Source organism: Nocardiopsis sp. CNR-923, from assembly GCF_001942255.1.
Classification (GTDB): Bacteria; Actinomycetota; Actinomycetes; order Streptosporangiales; family Streptosporangiaceae; genus Nocardiopsis.
This window is the reverse complement of sequence record NZ_MKKC01000109.1, coordinates 129273-149069: the sequence shown is the minus strand read 5'-3', so window position 1 is coordinate 149069 and position 19797 is coordinate 129273. Positions and strand designations below refer to the sequence as shown.

Genomic DNA, 19797 nt, shown 5'->3' with positions numbered 1-19797 from the left:
CGGCGGGGCGGACGCGCACGGGTCCGCAGACGTCCGATACTCCGAAGACACCGAGGTGGATTCGTCCTACCATGATGCTCGTGCCCGATTCCAACCGCGGCGTCGCCATCGGCGCGAGCGCCTTCCTCTTCTGGGGCTTCGCGGCCCTCTACTGGCCCCTCCTCTCCGCCTCCGAACCCAGCGAGGTCCTCGCGCACCGCATGGTGTGGTCCCTCCTCGCGATGTGCGTCTTCCTCCTGGTCGCCCGGCGCGGCTGGGCCTGGCTGCTCCCGGTCCTGCGCAGTCCGCGCCGGTTCCTCCCCGTCGCGGCGGGGGCCGTCCTGATCGGGCTCAACTGGTGGGGGTTCATCTACGCGGTCTCCATCGAGGAGACCCTCCAGGCGTCGCTCGCCTACTTCATCAATCCGATGATGGCGGTCTGCCTCGGCGTGGTCGTCTTCTCCGAACGCCTGCGCCCCACGCAGTGGGTCGCGGTCGGCCTGGGCATCGCGGCCGTCGCGGTCATGACCGTCGCCTACGGTTCCGCCCCGTGGCTCTCCCTGCTCATGGCGGGATCGTTCGCGGCCTACGGCGCGGTCAAGAAGTACGTGGACCTCGACGGCATGCAGAGCCTCACCGTCGAGACCCTCATCATGTTCCCGCCCGCGCTCGGCTACGTCGCCTACCTGGAGCTGACCGGAGACGGCACGATGTTCTCCGTCTCCCCCGGACACACGGCCCTGCTGGTCGGCGGCGGGTTCGTCACCGCACTGCCGCTGCTGCTGTTCGGCGTGGCCGCCAGACGGGTGCCGCTGAACGTCATCGGCATGCTCCAGTACATCGCGCCGTCGATCATCTTCGTCATCGGCTGGCTGGTCCAGGGCGAGGAGATGCCGGCGAGCCGGTGGTTCGGATTCGGGTTCGTATGGCTGGCGGTGCTGGTGTTCGTGTTCGACCAGATCCGCGTCTCCACCTCCCGGGAACGCCGGCTCAGAGCCGCGGCACCGGCCGACTGATCTCGCTTCCCCGGTTCCGGAAAACCGAAACTACCCTCAGTGATTATGTGCTAACGTCGGGTCGCGGGTGGGGGTCGACCCACCCCGACCACAGCACACGTCGCGGAGGGACCACCCATGCCCGCCACCAGCCGAGCCGGACGCGCAGCCCGCGTCGCCTCGGCGGCGTGCGCGCTGGCTCCCTCCCTGCTGGGGCTGCCGCTGCTCGTCGGCGCCTTCCTCACCACGCTGTGGCTGTTCGGCGCCGTCCCGGCGCACGCCGACGGGCTCGGTCTCCACAACGCCCGCCCGCTGACGGACGCCGCGCCGCTCACCGAGGTCGTCCGGGTGACCCACCCGGTCGCCTCCACCCTCGGCACCGTCCACCAGGGGCTGGAGGAGCGTGCCGAACGCGCCTCCGGGCGCGGCGTCGACCTGCCCGAACCGGCCCAGGCCGTCAGCGAGGTCAGCGCCGGAGCGCGCCGTGTCGTGGAGGAGATCCGCCCCGAACGTCACGACGCGCCCTCGGCCGACCTCCTTCCCGCCCTGGCGGACCCGGCCGACGAGGGCGCGGCGCGCGCCCCGCGCGCGGAGTCCGAACCGGTCCCGGCCGAGGAACCCGCCGACCGGCCGGCCCCCGCCCCGGCATCCGACGCCGCGCCCGTCGCCGCCACCGGGTCCGTTCCGCGACTCCACTCCGCCGAGGACGCGGCCCCCGCGGCGCCCCGTCGCGCCGACGAGGAGGCCCCCGCGGCCCAGCGCGACACCGACCGCCTCGGCGGCCACCTGGCCACCGGCTCGACGGCCACCGCCGGGGGCTCCTCCCCCGCGCCCGGCGTCGCCGGATACCTCACCTCCACCGCCGTGGCGGCCCCGGCCTCCGCACCGGTCCGGCCGACCGACACCCGGCTGCACGCCGTGCCGGTCGACCCCGCCGACGACCCCACGGTCTCACCCGACTAGGAGCGGTCCTCCTCGGACCGTTCCCAGCCCGGGCCCCTCGTGCCCGCACGCGTTCTGGGAGCTGACCTGAGTCCCGTGCGCTCACTCACGTGATTCATGTCAGCCGGTGGTCCTCAGCTCCTCCGGCTCCGGCCCCGCGCCCCCGTCGCGCGACGGGCCGCCCCGTATCCACGCAACGCAGCTTTGGAAGGTTAATCATGACGCAGGTCAAGCGGACCTCAGCCCGGACTCTCGTCCTCGCCGCCGGGACGGCCGGGTTCGTCGCCCTGGGCGCGGGCATCTCCGGGGCCGACGTGCTGGAGTCCTCCGCCCGCCAGGTCGCCCCCGTCGTCGAGCGGGCCCTCGTCGAGGGCGTCGCCCCGACCATGCGGGGTCTGGCCCCCGACGGCGCCGTCCCGATCGCCGACGCGGCGCTGTCCGAACTCCAGCGGGCCGCGCACGACCCGGCCAAGCCCGCCCCCGACCTGTCCGCGCCGCTGCCCGAGTCCGGCCGCCTGGTCACCCCCGTGGGGGAGTTCGACAGCCCTCTGCCCGCCGCGCGCCACGCCGTCGCCGGGGTGCAGGACGCCACCGGACTGGACGGAGACCCGCACCACACCGTCGGCCACGCGGCCGGTGACTCCGTGGCCGACACCGCCCAGGACGCCGGGGACTCCCTGGAGGACACCGGGGGCATGGTCGAGGGCACCGCGCGCGACGCGGGCGGCCGGGTCGAGCGGTCGGCGGGCACGCTCCTGCCGCACACCGTCCACGCCGCGCACGAGCTCAAAGACGAACTGGACGTCCCCTCGGCCACCGACCTGACCCGCATGGCCGATCCCTCCCAGCTGCCCCGACCGGCCGACCTGGCCGGCGGCGGGAGCCTGCCGCTGGACGTGGACTCCAGCCTGACCGACGGCTCCGACCTGCCCCGGCTCACCGACCTGACCAACCTGACCGGCGAGAACACGCTCGCCCTCAGCGACGTCGTGGACCTGGGCGAGCAGCTGGGCGGCCCGTCCGGAACCGTGCACCAGCGCTCGGCCGCCCCCGCCCTCCCGAACGTGTGGGACATGGCCTACGTGTTCGGTCTGGAGACCCCCAAGCAGGCCCAGGACCTCGTGGAGTCCAACCCGGTCACCGACGACAACTACGTCGACCTCGGTGAGGGCGAGATCCTCGGGATGGTCGGCCAGCGCAACATGGAGGACCCGCTGGCCGTGACCGTCGCCCAGAGCTCCCCCGGCTCCGACGGGCTCGGCGACGGGGGCGGCCTGCTCCCCCAGATGCCCAAGGTGACCGAGATCGCGCCGTTGCCGCAGATGCCGCAGGTGACCGAGATCGCCGAACTCCCGGACCTGGCCGAGGGCGGGCTGCCCCGTGTGGCCGAGGGCGCCGACACCCAGACCGTCGACGACCTGTTCACCACACTCGGGCAGGGTCCGTCCGCGCTGGGGGAGCTGGACACCAGCGACCTGGTCTCGATCGAGGGCGGCGGCCCCGCGCAGGCCCCCGCGTCCGACGACGGTATGGTCCATCACCCGACCTTCACCGACCTGCCCGGCCACGAGGCCCTGCCCGCCGTGAGCTGACGCACCCCGGACGCGGCGACGGCCCCGCCATGACGGACTCGGAGGGAGCGTCGCGGCGCCGGGACGGCCTGATCGGCCCGTGAACCGCACACGCGAAACGCTCGGCCGGGGGAGTCCCCGGCCGAGCGTTTCGCGTGAACGTCTCCCGAACACGGCGGCGACGCGCCCGACTGGCGCCGCCCCGGGTCGACGGGCGGACACGGCGCCGCCCCGGATCAGCCGGAGCGCCGCACCACGTAGTCGCACAGGGCCTCGAACGCGCCGCGCGCCGGGCCCTGGGGAAGCGTGGCCAGCTCCTTGCGCGCCAGGTCGGCCCAGCCTTGGAGGGTCGCCTCGGCCTCGGCCATCGCCGGGTGCCGACGCAGCAGCGCCAACGCCTCCTCGGCCTCCTCGTCGCCGAGCGGTCGGCCCAGCAGAGACCGCAACCGCTCGTCCTCCGGGGCCGTCGACCGCAGCGCGTAGAACATCGGCAGGGTGAGCACACCCTCCCGCAGGTCCGTGCCGGGCGTCTTGCCGGAGTCCGCCGTGTCGCTGACCACGTCGAGCAGGTCGTCGGAGATCTGGAAGGCCATCCCCAGCGCGTCGCTGGCGCGGGTCAGGGTGCCCACGGTCTCCGGGTCGACCTTGCCGAACATGCCGCCGAACTCGGCGGAGGACGCGATGAGCGACGCGGTCTTGTCGCTGATCACCTGGAGGTAGTGGTCGAGCGGGTCGGTGCCCTCCGGCGGGCCGGAGGTTTCCAGGATCTGGCCCTGGACGAGCCGGCCGAACGTGGCGGCCTGCAACCGGACCGCCTCGGAGCCGAGGTCGGCGAGCAGCTCGGAGGCCTTGGCGAACACGTAGTCGCCGGTGAGGATGGCGATGTTGTTGCCCCAGCGCTGGTTGGCGCTGGGCTCGCCGCGGCGCAGGTCGGCCTCGTCCATGACGTCGTCGTGGTACAGCGTCGCCATGTGGGTCAGCTCCACCACGGCCGCGGCCGGGATGAGGTCGGGCACGGTCGGGTCGCCGAAGTTCGCGGCGAGGAGCACGAGGGTGGCACGGAACCGCTTGCCCCCGGCGGAGATCAGGTGGGAGGCGGCCTCGGTCAGCATGGGGTTGCTGGACTCCACGGTCGACCTGAGCAGGCTCTCGACCTCCTCAAGACCGGCCTGGACCTCTCGGGCGAGTGTCGGGTCGACTCTCGGCAGAGTGAGAAACCCGCTCGGGACAGCACCGCTCACCGTAAAGCTCCACCTGTCGAGAGGGCGCGCGGGCGGTCCTCGGACGAGGAGGACCGCCCGCGCGCTCATCACATGAACATGATCCGACTTGCCACGGTATCCGACCCGGATTGAACAGCCAAAGCCACACCCGGGTACGCGGTCACTCGCCTCCGATATCCGCCGTGACCTGGTATGCCGTCACCGATGAGGGCTGCGAACCCGGCTCCGAGGCGGGCAGGAGGTTCTCCAGCAGCGGCCCCGGGAGGACGCCCAGCAGCAACGTGGCGGCCACACCCAGGACGATGACGCCTCCGGTGAACACGCCCGCGGGGGCGACCGTGGGCCCCTCGCCCTCCGGGTCCCGGAAGAACATCACGACGATGATCCGGACGTAGAAGAACGCGGTGACGGCGCTGCTGAGGACGCCCACGACGACGAGCGGCGCGGCGCCCGCAGCCAGGGCCGCCTCGAACACGGCGAACTTGCCGATGAACCCGCTCGTCAGCGGGATCCCCGCGAAGGCGAGCAGGAACAGGCCCAGCGCTGCGGCCAGCGCCGGGGAGCGTCGGCCCAGTCCGGCCCAGCGGTCGAGGTCGCCGAGCTCCTGGCCGCCGTCGCGGGTGCGCACCAACGTCACCACGGCGAACGCGCCCAGCGTCGTGAACCCGTAGGCCGCCAGGTAGAACATGCGCCCGCCAGACCCTCGACGCTGTTGGCGACGACGGCGGTGAGCACGAACCCGGCGTGCACCACCGACGAGTAGGCCAGCAACCGCTTGATGTCGCGCTGCGTCACCGCGATGACGGCGGCGGCGACCATCGTGAGAATCGCCACCGTCCACAGCATCGGCTCCCACAGCTCGGCCGACTCCCCGAACGGGACGAAGAACACACGCAGCAGCGCGCCGAACGCCGCGACCAGCGTGCACGAGGCCATCAGAGCGGTGATCGGCGTCGGGGCGCCCTGGTAGACGTCCGGCTTCCAGTTGTGGAAGGGCACCGCGCCGACCTTGAACAGCAGGCCGACCGCGACCAGGCCGATCCCCATGAGCAGCAGCGGTCGCCCGTCGCCGCCCTCGAAGATCGGCGCGCCCCCGTTCGCCACGGCGACGCGCACGTCGGCGAAGTTCACCGAGCCCGCGTACCCGTAGACCATCGCGATGCCGAACAGGAAGAACGCCGACGCGAACGCGCCCAGGAGGAAGTACTTGACCGCGGCCTCCTGCGAGAAGAGGCGGCGACGGCGGGCCAGCCCGCACATCAGGTACAGCGGCAGGCTCATCACCTCCAGGGCGATGAACATGGTGAGGAAGTCGTTGGACGCCGGGAACAGGAGCATCCCCAGCACCGCGAACAGCACGAGCGGGTAGACCTCGGTGTGCTGGGAGCCCGCCATGATGTGGGCGCGCTCCTCCTCGCTGCCGGGCACGGTGGCCGCCTGTGCCGCGAAGGCGTCGCGGCCGTGGCGGCGCTCGGCGACGAGCATGAGGCTGACCAGCGCCAGCACCGTGATCGTCCCCTGGAAGAACAGGACCGTGCGGTCCACGGCCAGCACTCCGGCGGCCAGCAGCGCGCCGCCCTCGGGCACGGTGCCCATCTGGACCAGCAGCAGGACGAACGTGGTGAGCAGGGCGACGACGGCCAGGCCGAGCTGGATTCCCCGTCGCCGCTCGTTGGGCACGAACGCCTCGAAGAGCGTGGCGAGCACGCCCGCCGCGAACACGGTGAGCAGCGGCGCGAACAGCCACCAGTCCAGCTCGGGTGCCGCTCGGTGAGTCCGGGGAGCGTGGGCTCCACCGCCTCGGCGGGGATGAGGGGGATCACTCCTCGTCTCCTTCCTGTGCGCCGCCGTCGGCGACCGTGCCCGTCTCGGAGGTCTCCTCGGCCACGGTGCGTTCGACGGCGGGGTTGATCACGTCCAGCAGCGGTTGCGGGTAGACGCCGAACGCGATGATCAGGGCGACCAGCGGGCTGACCGCCCAGGCCTCACGGCCGGACAGGTCGCGCAGCCCCGACAGCCGCTCCGGGACCGGGCCGGTCATGGTCCGCTGGTACATCCACAGGATGTAGAGGGCGGCCAGGACGACGCCGGCCGTGGCCAGGACCGCCGGGACCGCGTTGAACTCGTACACTCCGACGAACACCAGGAACTCGCTGACGAACGGGGCGAGCCCGGGCAGCGCGAGCCCGGCCAGGCCCACGACCAGGAAGGTTCCGGCGAGCTTCGGGGCGATCTTCTGCACGCCGCCGTAGTCGGCGATGAGCGCCGATCCGCGCCGGGCGATGAGGAAGCCCACGATGAGGAAGAGCGCCCCCGTCGCGAACCCGTGGTTGACCATGTAGAGGGTCGCGCCCGCCTGCCCCGCCTGGGTCAGGGCGAAGATGCCCAGGGTGATGAAGCCGAAGTGCGACACGGACGTGTAGGCGACCAGGCGCATCATGTCGGTCTGACCGACGGCGAGGATCGCCCCGTAGACGATGCTCACCAGGCTCAGCCCGACCACCGGCCACACGAACCACGAGATCGCCCCGGGGAACAGCTCCATGCAGTACCGGAGCATCCCGTAGGTGCCGACCTTGTCCAGCACGCCGACCAGCAGGACCGCCGTTCCGGGCCGCGACGCCCCGGCCGCCGACGGCAGCCAGGTGTGCACGGGCCACATCGGCGCCTTGATCGCGAAAGCGATGAAGAAGCCGAGGAACAGCCAGCGCGCGACGTCGGGCGAGACCGCCCGCAGCGGGCCGCCGTCCGCGACCAGGTCGGCCCACAGGAAGGTGCCGCCGTACACGTACACGCCGATCACCGCGACCAGCATGACGAGGCCGCCGGCGAGACTGTACAGCAGGAACTTCACGGCCGCGCGCGAGCGCTCGCCGCCACGCCCGTACCGCCCGATCATGAAGTAGACCGGGATGAGCATCGCCTCGAAGAACACGTAGAAGAGGAAGACGTCGGTGGCGGCGAAGACGCCGACCATCATCGCCTCCAGCACGAGGACGAGCGCGAGGTAACCGCGCCCGCCGTCCTCTCGGTCGTCGTGCTCGTTCCACGCGGCCAGGACGACCAGGGGCACGAGCACGGCCGACATCAGGATGAGCGCCAGCGCGACGCCGTCGACGCCGACCGCGTAGTGGACCCCGAAGTAGGGGATCCAGGGGTGGACCTCCTCGAACTGGAGCCGCCCCGCGGCCGAGACGTCGAAGCGCAGCGCCATCGCCGCGACGACGATCAGCGTGCCCAGGGAGAAGCCCAGGGCGATCCGCTTCGCGGACTCGGCCGAGCCGCGCGGGGTCGCCCAGAGGACGGCCGCGCCGACCGCGGGGAGCGCGATCGCGATGGTGAGCCAGGGGATCATTGTCTACAACCTCACAACCAGCGTCGCGGCGACGATCACGGCGCCGAAGAGCATGGTGAGCGCGTACGTGCGGGCGAACCCGGTCTGGGCCCGGCCCAGCTCCCGGGAGGAGTCGCGCACGCCCATGCCGAGTCCGTCCACGGCCGCGTCGATCACCTTCTCCTCGACCACGACCATGGCCTTGGTGAGGACCTGTCCGGGCTTCATGAACAGCTCCTCGTTGATCTCGTTGCCGTACAGCTCCCTGCTCGCCGCGACGGTGACGAGGTTTCCGGCGGGCGCGGTCCGCGCGACCGGCCTGCGCAGGTACAGCGCCCAGGCCGCCACCACGCCGAGCACGAGCACGCCCAGGGCCGCCAGGCCGTAGGGCGAGGTGAGGGCGTGCGCCACGTCGAAGTGGTGCGGTTCGGCGGCCACGGCCGGAGCCAGGAAGGCCGCGAACCGGTCGCCGAACATCAGGAACGCGCCCAGGGCGGTCGAGCCGAGCGCCAGCACGACCATCGGCGCGGTCATCACGCCCGGGGACTCGTGCGGGTGCGCGCCGCCGTCCCACCGCTTCTCGCCGAGGAAGGTCATGAAGACCATCCGCGACATGTAGAAGGCGGTCAGTCCGGCGCCGACGATCACCGCGACGCCGAGCACCGTGCCCTGTGTTCCGCCGATGTCGAAGGCCGCGGAGATGATGCTCTCCTTCGTCCACCAACCGGACAGGAACGGGACACCGATGATGGCGAGGTAGCCGAGGCCGAAGGTGGCGAAGGTGATCGGCATGACCCTCCGCAGCCCTCCGTACCGGCGCATGTCCACCTCGTCGTTCATGGCGTGCATGACCGACCCGGCGCCCAGGAACAGCCCGGCCTTGAAGAAGCCGTGCGTGACCAGGTGGGCGATGGCGGCGACGTAGCCGACCGGGCCGAGCCCGGCGGCCAGGACCATCATCCCGATCTGGCTCATCGTCGACCCGGCCAGGGACTTCTTGATGTCGTCCTTGGCCGAGGCGATGACGCCGCCCGCGAGCATCGTCGCCGCGCCGACCACGGCGACGGCGGTCTGTGCGGCCGGCGCGCCCTCGTAGATCGGACCGGCGCGCACCACGAGGTACACACCTGCGGTGACCATGGTCGCCGCGTGGATGAGGGCCGACACCGGGGTGGGGCCCTCCATCGCGTCGAGCAACCACGCCTGGAGCGGGAGCTGCGCGGACTTGCCGCACGCGCCCAACAGCAGCAGGAGGCCGATCGCGAGCAGCAGTCCGTCGCTGAGCCCCGGCACCTGGGCGAACACGTCGCTGAAGCCGACCGCGCCCAGCGTCGTGTACATGATCATGATCGCCACGAGCAGGCCGATGTCGCCGACCCGGTTGATCAGGAACGCCTTCTTGGCGGCGGTGGCCGCGCTCGGCTTGAACTGCCAGAACCCGATGAGCAGGTAGGACGCCAGGCCCACACCCTCCCAGCCGAGGAAGAGCAGCACGAAGTTGTCCGCGAGCACCAGCACGAGCATGGCCGCCAGGAACAGGTTGAGGTAGGCGAAGAAGCGCCGCCGGTCGGGGTCCTCGGCCATGTAGCCGACCGAGTAGACGTGGATGAGCGAGCCGACGAACGTGATGAGCAGGGCGAAGGTGATCGACAGGGGGTCGATCAGCAGGTTGACCTGCGCTGACACTCCGCCCGTGGCGAACCACTCGTACACCGGCACCGAGACGGCCCGCGCGCTCGCGGACCGCCCCAGCAGGTCGAACAGGATGAGGACCGCCCAGGCGCAGGACGCCACCGGCAGGGCCACGGCCAGCCAGTGCCCCCAGGCGTTGGTGCGCCGCCCGCCCAGCAGCAGGATCGCCGCGCCCGCCAGGGGGAGGGCGATCAGCAGCCAGGCGTAGGACAGCACGGTGCCGTCGGCCGCGACGGCCGCCGCGGGTTCGGCGGCGAGGTATGCGTGAGATGTCACTGCCACGTCGCCTTCTAGTGCTTGAGCAGGTTCGCGTCATCGAGCGACGCCGACCTGCGGGTTCGGAAGATCTGCATGATGATCGCCAATCCCACGACCACCTCGGCGGCGGCGACGACCATCACGAAGAAGGCGATGACCTGCCCCTCGATGTCGCCGTGCATCCGAGCGAACGCGACGAACGCCAGGTTGCAGGCGTTGAGCATGAGCTCCACGCACATGAAGACGATGATGGCGTTGCGCCTGACCAGCACTCCGACGGCGCCGATGGTGAAGATCAGCGCCGCCAGGACGATGTAGTTCATCGGGTCCACGAGGACTCGACCTCCTGCCCGTTGCCGTTGGGACCGCCGTCCGCGTCACCGGACGCACCGGCGCCGTGTCCCTGCGCCGGACCGTCGACGCGGCTCTCGTCGAGGGTCGGCGTGCCCTCCTTGGACTTCGCCGAGTCCGACGCCCCGCCCGGGAGCGGGGGCCGGCCCGCCCGGACGTCGCCCGGCACGCCCGACTGGAGCTCGGGGTCGCGCGCGGCGAGCACGGGGTTGAGCGAGAGCTGGGCGACCGTGCCGTCCGGCAGCAGCGCGGGCATGTCGATCGCGTTGTGCCGGGCGTAGGTGCCGGGGCCGGGCAGCGGGGTCGGGTGGTCGCCGCGGATCCGGTCCTCGGAGATCTCCCGCTGGGTGCGCCGCTTCCTGGTGCGGGCCGTGTGGGCCAGGACCAGCGCGCCCAGGACCGCTGTGATGAGCAGCGCGCCGGTGGCCTCGAACGCGACCACGTAGCGCAGCAGCAGTTCGTTGGCGATCCACGGGATGCTGCCCCCGGCGACGGCCGCGCCCCCGGCGAGGCCGACCGGGTCGCCCACCACGATGCGGGTGATCCCGGTGGTCAGGGCCCCGACGAAGCACAGCGCGACGACGGCGGTGAGGATCCGCTGCCCGCCGAGCGTCTCGGTGAGCGAGTCCGCCGAGCTGACGCCGATGAGCATCAGCACGAACAGGAACAGCATCAGGACCGCGCCGGTGTAGACGACGATCTGGACGACCATGAGGAAGGGCGCCTCGTTGATGCCGTAGAACACGGCGAGGCCGACCATGGCCAGGGCCATGGACATCGCCGAGTGGACGGCCTTGCGGGAGAAGACCACGCCCAGGGCGCCGAGGACGACGAGCGCCCCCAGGACCCAGAAGGCGCCGGCCTCCAGTTGGCCGATGGGGGCCGCGAGCACGGGGGCCGACGCGGCGGCGGCGGTGGCGGGGGTCAACGTGCCGCCTCCGTCGTCTCCTGCGACCCGTGATGGCCGCGCCCGGTGGCGTAGTAGTCCTCCTCGGTGTCGCCGAGCCGCATCGGGTGCGGCGGCTCCTCCATGCCCTCCTTCAGCGGGGCGAGCAGCTGCTCCTTCGTCCAGATCAGGCTCTGCCTGCTGTCGTCGGCCAGCTCGTACTCGTTGGTCATGGTCAGGGCGCGGGTCGGGCAGGCCTCGACGCACAGCCCGCACAGGATGCACCGCAGGTAGTTGATCTGGTAGACGCGCCCGTACCGCTCGCCGGGCGAGTACCGTTCGTCCTCGCTGTTGTCGCCGGCCTCCACGTAGATGGCGTCGGCCGGGCAGGCCCAGGCGCACAGTTCGCACCCGATGCACTTCTCCAGCCCGTCGGCCCACCTGTTCAGCTGGTGACGGCCGTGGAAGCGGGGCGCCGTGGGGCGCTTGACCTCCGGGTACTCGACCGTCGGCACCTTGGTGAACATGGTGTGGAAGGTGACGCCGAACCCCTTGACCGGGTTGAGCCACTCAAGCATCGCTGACCTCCTCACGCTTGTCGTTGCGTCCGGCGGCGGCCGTGGCCGTCCGCGGCGGTTCGGCGAGCACGCTGCTGCCGTAGTGCGGGGCCGTGCTCGGGGGCACGGGGAACCCGCCGAACGACGCGTCCTCGTGCGCGCGGCGCGCGTTCTCGGCGCGCTCCCGGGCCGCCTCGGCCCGTTCAAGGCGCGCGTGGCGCACCCAGGCCCAGAACGCGGCGAGCGTGGCCGCGGTGAAGGCCGCCACGACCGCGCCAACGACCACCGGGGAGGCGTCGTCGAGGACGAGCATCCGCACGACGGCGACCGCGGTGATCCACACGAGCTGGACGGGGATGAGCACCTTCCAGCCGAACCTCATCAGCTGGTCGTAGCGGACGCGGGGCAGGCTGCCGCGTGCCCAGATGAACAGGAACATGACGGCGACGAACTTGAGCAGCCACCACAGGGCGGGCCACCAGCCCTCGTTCGCGCCGGGCAGGACCGCCTCGACTCCGGGCGGGGCGAGCCAGCCGCCGAGGAAGAGCGTCACGGACACCGCCGCGACCGTGCACATGTTCACGTACTCGGCGAGGAAGAACATCGTGAACTTCATCGATCCGTACTCGGTCATGAAGCCGCCGACGATCTCCCCCTCGCCCTCGGCGAGGTCGAACGGGAGCCGGTTGGTCTCGCCGACCATCGTCACCAGGTACACCAGGAACGACGGCAGGAGCAGCACCGCGAACCACAGTCCGCGCTGGGACTCGACGATCCCGGACGTGGTGAGCGTTCCGGACATGATGAAGACCGCCACGAACGACATGCCCATGGCGATCTCGTAGCTGATCACCTGCGCCGAGGCCCGCAGTCCGCCGAGCAGCGCGTACGGCGACTGCGAGGCCCAGCCGCCGAGCACGAACCCGTACACGCCCAGGGCCGCGGTGGCCAGGACCACCAGGGCGGCGATCGGCAGGTCGGTGAGCTGGAGCGGCGTGACCACGCCGAACAGGTTCACCTCAGGGCCGACCGGAATGACCGAGAAGGCGATGAAGGCGGGCACGGCCGCGATCATCGGCGCGGCGATGTAGACGAACCGGTCCACCCCGCGCGGGATCAGGTCCTCCTTGAGGGAGAGTTTGATGCCGTCGAACAGGGACTGGAGGAGGCCGAAGGGGCCCATCCGGTTGGGGCCGTGCCGCTGCTGCATCCGGCCCATGACCTTGCGGTCGGCCATGATCATCATCAGCACGCAGACCATGAGGAAGACGAAGATCGCCACGGCCTTGATCGTGGTGATCCACCACGGATCCTGGCCGAAGGCGTCCAGCGTGGCCTCCGAGGCCGACTGGACCGCGTGCGGATCGAGGACGGCGGGGGTCACTGCTGCCTCCCGGAGTCGGTGGCGGTGGCGGTGGCCAGGATGACCGTCTCGCCCGCGCCGCCGCCGAGGTCGCGCGGGACGTCGCAGCCGTGGGCGTTGGCGGGCAGCCAGACGACCCGGTCAGCGATGTCGGTGACGACGACGGGGACGGTCACGGAGCCGCGGGTCCCCGTGACGCGGAGCGCTCCGCCGTCGGGGACGCCGACCTCGTCGGCCGTGGCCTTGGACAGGTAGGCGCGCGGCGCGCGGGCGGTCCCGGCGAGGAACGGCTCGCCGTCCTCCATCCGTCCGGTGCCGAGCAGCTGGCGCCAGGTCGACAGGACCGCATGCCCCGGCCCGGCGTCGGGGACCGGTTCGGGGCGGACCGAGGGGCCGTCGGGGCGCTCGCCGGTCCACAGCCCGAGTTCGAGCAGTTCGCGGTAGGCGGTCGCGGAGTCGGGCAGACCGAGGTGGACGTCCATGGCGTCGGCGACCGCGCCCAGGACCCGCAGGTCGGAAAGGGCTCCGGGCACCTTGAGCGCGTCGCCGAAGGGCCGGTGGCGGCCCTCCCAGTTGACGAAGGTCCCGGACTTCTCGGCGACCGCGGCCACCGGCAGCACCACGTCGGCGCGGTCGGTGACGTCGCTGGCCCGCAGTTCGAGGCTGACGATGAACGGCACCCGGGCCAGCGCGGCACGGGCGGTTTCGGGGTCGGGCAGGTCGTCGAGCTCCACCCCGGCGATGAGCAGGGCGTCCAGTTCCCCGGCTGCGGCCGCGGCGATGATCCGGGCGGTGTCGCGGCCCGGGGCCTGCGGCAGGGAACCCACGTTCCAGACGCGGGCCACCTCGGCGCGGGCGGCCGGGTCGGTGACCGGGCGGCCGCCGGGCAGCAGGCCCGGCAGCGCCCCGGCGTCGACCGCGCCGCGCTCGCCAGCGCGGCGTGGCACCCACACCAGGCGCGCGCCCGTCCGGTCAGCCAGGTCGGCGGCGGCTGTCAGGGCGCCGGGGACGGCGGCGAGCCGCTCTCCGGCGACGATCACCGCGCCCTCCTGCCGCAGCGCCTCGGCGGCCTCGGGCTCCTCGGACTCCAGGGCGTTGAGCACGCGTCCCTCGTCGCCGGGGACCGCGCGCACGAGCCGCCCGCTGGTCTTGGTCAGGCCGAGACTGGCGTGCGGGGCGACCGAGTAGACCCGGACCCCGTTCCCCCGCGCGCCCTTGCGCAGCCGGAGGAACATGCTCGGGGACTCGTCCTCGGGCTCGATCCCGGCCAGGAGCACGGCGGGCGCCTTCTCCAGTGCGGTGAAGTCGACCCCGATCGGGGCGCCCGCGACGTGGGCGGCCAGGAACGCGGCCTCCTCGTCGGAGTGGGCGCGGGCACGGGCGTCGACGTCATTGGTGCCCAGGGCGACCCGGGCGAACTTGGCGTAGGCGTAGGCGTCCTCGTAGGTGAGTCGACCGCCGACCAGGACCCCGACCCGGCCGCGCGCGGCGGCCAGTCCCCGGGCGGCGACGTCGACCGCCTCGGGCCAGGAGGCGAACTCCAGGGCACGGGACTCCCCGTCGCGGACGAGCGGCCGGGTCAGCCGGTCGGGACGGGTGGCGTAGGTGAACGCCCACCGGCCCTTGTCGCAGTTCCACTCCTCGTTGACCTGGGGGTCGTCCCCGGCCAGGCGGCGGGTCACCTTGCCGCGCCGGTGGTCGGTGCGCTGGGCGCAGCCGCCCGCGCAGTGCTCGCACACGCTGGGCGTGGACACCAGGTCGAAGGGGCGGGACCGGAACCGGTAGGCGGCGCCGGTGAGCGCGCCGACCGGGCAGATCTGCACGGTGTTGCCGGAGAAGTAGGAGTCGAACGACTCTCCCTCGGCGATGCGACCTGTTCCTGGGCGCCGCGCTCCATGAGCTCGATGAGCGGGTCGCCGGCGATCTGCGCGGCGAAGCGGGTGCAGCGGGCGCACTGGATGCAGCGTTCCCGGTCGAGCAGCACCTGGCTGGACAGCGCGATCGGTTTGGGGAAGGTGCGCTTGACGTCGACGAAGCGCGTCTCCCCCTGCCCGTTGGACATCGCCTGGTTCTGGAGCGGGCACTCGCCGCCCTTGTCGCAGACCGGGCAGTCCAGCGGGTGGTTGATCAGCAGGAACTCCATGATCCCGCGCTGGGCCTTCTCCGCCGCCTCGGAGGTCAGTTGGGTGTTGACCACCATGCCGTCCATCACGGTGATGGTGCAGGAGGCCTGCGGCTTGGGCATGCCCCGGCCGTTGCCCATGTCGGGGATCTCCACCAGGCACTGACGGCAGGCGCCGACCGGGTCCAGCAGCGGGTGGTCGCAGAACCGGGGGATCTGGATCCCGAGCAGCTCGGCGGCCCGGATGACCAGCGTGCCCTTGGGCACCTGGATCTGGAACCCGTCGATGGTGACGGTGATCAGGTCCTCCGGCGGCGGTGCGGGCGCCGCCCCGCCGGAGGAGTTGGACGTGACGGTCACTGGTTCCCTCCCCGTTCCGTGGTGGTCGAGGTCGGCCGGTCCCCCCAGAGGGTGGCCCGGGAGTGGTCGAAGGGGCAGCCGCCCTTCTCCACGTGGTCGATGTACTCCTGCCGGAAGTACTTGATGGAGGAGGTGACCGGGCTGGTCGCGCCGTCGCCGAGGGCGCAGAAGGAGCGGCCGAGCAGGTTGTCGCAGATGTCGAGGAGCTTGTCGAGGTCCTCCTCCGTGCCCTGGCCGTTCTCCAGCCGGTCCAGCACCTGGACCATCCAGAAGTTGCCCTCGCGGCAGGGCGTGCACTTGCCGCAGGACTCGTGGGCGTAGAAGGCGATCCACCGGCCGACCGCGCGGACGACGCACGTGGTCTCGTCGAAGATCTGGAGGGCGCGGGTGCCGAGCATGGACCCGGCTGCGCCCACCGACTCGAAGTCGAGCGGTGTGTCGAGGTGCTCGTCGGTGAAGATCGGCGTCGAGGAGCCGCCGGGCGTCCAGAACTTGAGCTGGTGCCCGGAGCGGACGCCGCCCGCCATGTCGAGGAGTTCGCGCAGGGTGATCCCGAGCGGGGCCTCGTACTGGCCGGGTTCGGTGACGTGGCCGGACAGGGAGAAGAAGCCGAACCCGGCGGACTTCTCGGTGCCCATCGAGGTGAACCACTCGGCGCCGTTGGCGACGATGCTCGGGACGCTGGCGATGGACTCGACGTTGTTCACCACGGTCGGCGAGGCGTAGAGCCCGGCGACGGCGGGGAAGGGCGGCTTGAGCCGGGGCTGGCCCCGGTAACCCTCCAGGGAGTCGAGCAGCGCCGTCTCCTCGCCGCAGATGTAGGCGCCCGCTCCCGCGTGGACGACCACGTCGAGGTCGAAGCCGCTGCCGAGGACGTCCTTGCCGAGCAGGCCGGCGTCGTAGGCCTCCGCGACGGCCCGGCGCAGACGGCGGATCACGTGGACGACCTCGCCGCGCACGTAGACGAACGCCTGGTTCGACCTGATCGCGTACGAGGCGATCGCGATGCCCTCGACCAGCACGTGCGGGTTGGCGAGCAGCAGCGGGATGTCCTTGCAGGTGCCCGGCTCGGACTCGTCGGCGTTGACCACGAGGTAGCGCGGGTTGGGGTTGTCCGGGGGCAGGAAGCCCCACTTCATACCGGTCGGGAATCCGGCGCCGCCGCGTCCGCGCAGCCCGGACTGCTTGACCGCGTCGACGATGGCGTCGGGCTCCATGGCCAGCGCCGTGCGCAGCGCCTGATAGCCGCCGGTGGCCCGGTAGCCGTCGAGCGTGTAGGAGTCCGGCCGGTCCCAGTGGGCGGACAGGATCGGGGTCAGGGTGGTCACTTGTCTCCCTCCTCGCCGTGGGCGGCGCCGGGGGCGGGCAGGTGCGCCGGGTCGGGCGCCGACCACCCGCGCCGCTGGGCGAGCCTGAGTCCGGCCAGGGAGGGGGCCGCCGCCTGGACGCCCTCGTCCGCGCGGCCGTCGTCGAACCCTGCCAGCACGCGCGAGGCCTGCTTCCAGGTGCACAGGCTCGACGGGCCGCGCGTGGGCGCCACGTCCTTGCCCAGCCGCAGGTCGTCGACCAGGTGCTTCGCGCTCTCGGGCGTCTGGTTGTCGAAGAACTCCCAGTTGACCATCACGACCGGCGCGAAGTCGCACGCCGCGTTGCACTCGACGTGCTCCAGCGTGACCGTGCCGTCCTCGGTGGTCTCCCCGTTGCCGACGCCAGGTGCTCCTTGAGGGCCGCGAAGATCTCGTCGCCGCCCATCACCGCGCAGAGGGTGTTGGTGCACACACCCACCTGGTAGTCGCCGCCGGGTCGGCGACGGTACATGGTGTAGAAGGTGACCACCGCGTTGACCTCGGCGAGCGTGATGCCGAGCTGGTCGGCGCAGAAGCGCATCCCGGCCCGGCTGACGTGGCCCTCCTGCGCCTGCACCAGGTGCAGCAGCGGCAGGAGCGCGGACCGCTGCCTCGGGTAGCGGCTGATCAGCTCCTTGGCGTCCTGTTCCAGCCGCGCGGTCACCTCGTCGGGGAAGCGGTCGGGCGTGGTGCCCGCGCCGTCGGGTGTACTGTGCTCGGTCACCGGTCCACGCCTCCCATCACCGGGTCGATACTGGCCACGGCCGCGATGACGTCCGCCACCGTGCCGCCCTCGCACATGGCGGCGACGGCCTGGAGGTGGGTGAACGAGGGGTCGCGGAAGTGCACGCGGTAGGGGCGGGTGCCCCCGTCGCTCACCGCGTGGCACCCGAGTTCGCCCTTGGCGCTCTCGACGGCCGCGTACGCCTGGCCCGCGGGCACCCGGAAGCCCTCGGTGACCAGTTTGAAGTGGTGGATGAGGGCCTCCATGGAACCGCTCATGATGTGCGCGATGTGGTCGGGCGAGTTGCCCATGCCGTCCGGGCCGAGCGCCAGCTTGGCGGGCCAGCCGATCTTGGCGTCCTCGATCATCACCGGGCCGGGCTGGAGCTTGTCCAGGCACTGCTCGACGATCCCGAGGCTCTCGGTCATCTCGGCCATGCGGACGCGGTAGCGCGCGTAGACGTCGCCGCCGTCGGAGACGGGGACGTCGAACTCGTAGTCCTCGTAGCCGCAGTAGGGCTTGGCCTTGCGCAGGTCCCAGGCCAGGCCGGAGGCGCGCAGCATCGGACCGGTGACGCCCAGCGCCATGCAGCCGGGCAGGTTGAGGTAGGCCACGTCCCTGGTGCGGGCGAGGTAGACGGGGTTCTCGTCCAGGAGCTTGCGCATGGTCCTGATCCGCTTCGGCATCTCCTTGAGGAGTTCGCGGATCTTGCCGATCGCGCCGGGCGGCAGGTCCTGGGCCACGCCTCCGGGGCGCACGTAGGCGTGGTTCATCCGCAGACCCGTGATGAGTTCCAGGATGTCCAGGATCATCTCGCGCTCGCGGAAGCCGTTGGTCATGACCGTGGTCGCGCCGAGCTCCATGCCGAACGTGGCCAGTGCGACGAAGTGTGAGGCCATCCGGTTGAGTTCCATGACCAGGACGCGGATGACGTTGGCCCGCTCGGGGATCCGGTCGGTGACGTCGAGCAGCCGTTCGACGGCCAGGCAGTACGCCGTCTCGTTGAACAGCGGCGTCAGGTAGTCCATGCGGGTCACGAACGTGGTCCCCTGGGTCCACGTCCGGTACTCCATGTTCTTCTCGATACCGGTGTGCAGGTAGCCGATACCGACGCGTGCCTCGGTGCAGGTCTCACCGTCGAGGGTGAGGATCAGGCGGAGGACGCCGTGTGTGGAGGGGTGCTGGGGACCCATGTTGACGACGAGGCGTTCGGCGCTCGTGGCCTGGGCCCGTTCGATGACCTCGTCCCAGTCCCCGCCCGAGGCGTCGATGTAGTCCTCGGTGACGGTCATGCCGGGCCTCCCTTCAGGCCGAACCGTGGTGTGGTGGTCCGCGGGCTCACTGGTAGGACCTCCGTTCGTCCGGCGGGGGCACGGTCGCGCCCCGGTACTCGACCGGGACCCGCCCAGCGGGTAGTCCTTGCGCTGGGGGTGGCCGTGCCAGTCGTCCGGCATCTGGATCCGGGTGAGCGCGGGGTGCCCGTCGAAGACGATCCCGAAGAAGTCCCAGGCCTCGCGCTCGTGCCAGTCGTTGGTCGGGTAGACCGACACGATCGAGGGGACGTGGGGGTCGGCGTCGGGGCAGGCGGTCTCGACACGGATCTGGCTGTTGTGGGTGATCGACCGGAGGTGGTAGACGGCGTGCAGCTCCCGGTCCGTGTCGCCGGGGTAGTGCACGCCGGACACCCCGGTGCAGAGCTCGTAGCGCAGGGCGGGGTCGTCGCGCAGCGCCCGGACGACGTCGACCAGCGCCTCGCGGACCACGTGGAAGGTGATCTCACCGCGGTCGACGACGATCCGCTCCACCGCCGTCCGCGCACGCTCTCCCAGTGCGGTCTCCAGGTCGTCGGCGACTCGGTCGAAGTCGGCGGTGCGCGGGTCGTCCGGGTCGGTGAACGGGCGGGAGCCGGCCGCGGGAGCGCTCCCCCTCACACGCAGACCGCCGTAGCCGGAGGTGTCTCCGGTCGTGGTGGCGCCGAACATGCCGGTGCGGACGACGGGCGCGGCCAGGCGCTCGCCGCCCCTGCGCGCCGGAAGGTTCTCGGCGGACGCGCCGCCGTCGCCGTTCTGGTTGGCCTCGTTCTCGGTGCTCATG

At 71.7% G+C, this 19797-nt stretch carries 12 protein-coding genes and 4 pseudogenes; 3 read left to right on the top strand and 13 right to left on the bottom strand.

Going from position 1 to position 19797, the window contains the following annotated elements:
- The first annotated feature begins 80 nt into the window (after positions 1-80).
- The 3 genes from rarD to BJF83_RS19890 all read left to right on the top strand — a co-directional run bounded on the left by rarD (position 81) and on the right by BJF83_RS19890 (position 3508).
- Positions 81-995, top strand: coding sequence for an EamA family transporter RarD (rarD, locus tag BJF83_RS19900; RefSeq protein WP_075927543.1), 915 nt, complete (start codon positions 81-83; stop codon positions 993-995).
- Positions 996-1112: 117 nt separating this feature from the next.
- A complete protein-coding gene (locus tag BJF83_RS19895; RefSeq protein WP_075927498.1) occupies positions 1113-1937 on the top strand; it encodes a hypothetical protein in 825 nt (274 codons plus the stop codon).
- Positions 1938-2134: 197 nt separating this feature from the next.
- Positions 2135-3508, top strand: a complete 1374-nt coding sequence (locus BJF83_RS19890; protein WP_075927497.1) for a hypothetical protein — start codon at positions 2135-2137, stop codon at positions 3506-3508.
- A 215-nt stretch (positions 3509-3723) separates the two neighbouring features.
- On the opposite strand, the gene BJF83_RS19885 is transcribed toward BJF83_RS19890, so the two are convergent.
- The 13 genes and pseudogenes from BJF83_RS19885 to BJF83_RS19825 all read right to left on the bottom strand — a co-directional run bounded on the left by BJF83_RS19885 (position 3724) and on the right by BJF83_RS19825 (position 19796).
- Positions 3724-4728 carry a polyprenyl synthetase family protein gene (locus BJF83_RS19885; RefSeq protein WP_075927496.1) on the bottom strand — a complete coding sequence of 335 codons (1005 nt, stop codon included), beginning with the start codon at positions 4726-4728 and terminating at the stop codon, positions 3724-3726.
- Between the two features lie 142 nt (positions 4729-4870).
- Positions 4871-6533 (bottom strand): annotated as a pseudogene (gene nuoN, locus BJF83_RS19880) (NADH-quinone oxidoreductase subunit NuoN).
- On the bottom strand, positions 6530-8065 hold the full coding sequence (locus tag BJF83_RS19875) for an NADH-quinone oxidoreductase subunit M (protein ID WP_075927495.1): 1536 nt from the start codon (positions 8063-8065) through the stop codon (positions 6530-6532). Before BJF83_RS19875 ends, nuoN begins: the two are co-directional and overlap by 4 nt.
- A 3-nt stretch (positions 8066-8068) precedes the next feature.
- Positions 8069-10012 (bottom strand): NADH-quinone oxidoreductase subunit L, encoded by a 1944-nt coding sequence (gene nuoL / locus BJF83_RS19870; protein WP_075927494.1) that lies wholly within the window; start codon positions 10010-10012, stop codon positions 8069-8071.
- 14 nt (positions 10013-10026) lie between these two features.
- On the bottom strand, positions 10027-10326 hold the full coding sequence (gene nuoK / locus BJF83_RS19865) for an NADH-quinone oxidoreductase subunit NuoK (RefSeq protein WP_017601055.1): 300 nt from the start codon (positions 10324-10326) through the stop codon (positions 10027-10029).
- Positions 10314-11273, bottom strand: a complete 960-nt coding sequence (locus BJF83_RS19860) for an NADH-quinone oxidoreductase subunit J (protein WP_075927493.1) — start codon at positions 11271-11273, stop codon at positions 10314-10316. The genes nuoK and BJF83_RS19860 overlap by 13 nt, the downstream gene beginning before the upstream one ends.
- Positions 11270-11809: an NADH-quinone oxidoreductase subunit NuoI gene (gene nuoI / locus BJF83_RS19855; protein ID WP_075927492.1), complete on the bottom strand. Its 540-nt coding sequence runs from the start codon at positions 11807-11809 to the stop codon at positions 11270-11272. Before nuoI ends, BJF83_RS19860 begins: the two co-directional genes overlap by 4 nt.
- Positions 11802-13172: an NADH-quinone oxidoreductase subunit NuoH gene (gene nuoH, locus BJF83_RS19850; protein WP_075927491.1), complete on the bottom strand. Its 1371-nt coding sequence runs from the start codon at positions 13170-13172 to the stop codon at positions 11802-11804. The genes nuoI and nuoH overlap by 8 nt, the downstream gene beginning before the upstream one ends.
- Positions 13169-15633, bottom strand: a pseudogene (locus BJF83_RS19845) (NADH-quinone oxidoreductase subunit G). The gene nuoH and the pseudogene BJF83_RS19845 overlap by 4 nt, the downstream one beginning before the upstream one ends.
- A complete protein-coding gene (gene nuoF, locus BJF83_RS19840) occupies positions 15630-16961 on the bottom strand; it encodes an NADH-quinone oxidoreductase subunit NuoF (RefSeq protein ID WP_075927490.1) in 1332 nt (443 codons plus the stop codon). Before nuoF ends, BJF83_RS19845 begins: the two are co-directional and overlap by 4 nt.
- Positions 16958-17703 (bottom strand): annotated as a pseudogene (gene nuoE, locus BJF83_RS19835) (NADH-quinone oxidoreductase subunit NuoE). Before nuoE ends, nuoF begins: the two are co-directional and overlap by 4 nt.
- Positions 17700-18995 carry an NADH-quinone oxidoreductase subunit D gene (locus BJF83_RS19830; protein WP_075927489.1) on the bottom strand — a complete coding sequence of 432 codons (1296 nt, stop codon included), beginning with the start codon at positions 18993-18995 and terminating at the stop codon, positions 17700-17702. Before BJF83_RS19830 ends, nuoE begins: the two are co-directional and overlap by 4 nt.
- Before the next feature lie 46 nt (positions 18996-19041).
- A pseudogene (locus BJF83_RS19825) lies at positions 19042-19796 on the bottom strand (NADH-quinone oxidoreductase subunit C).
- Position 19797 lies beyond the last annotated feature (1 nt).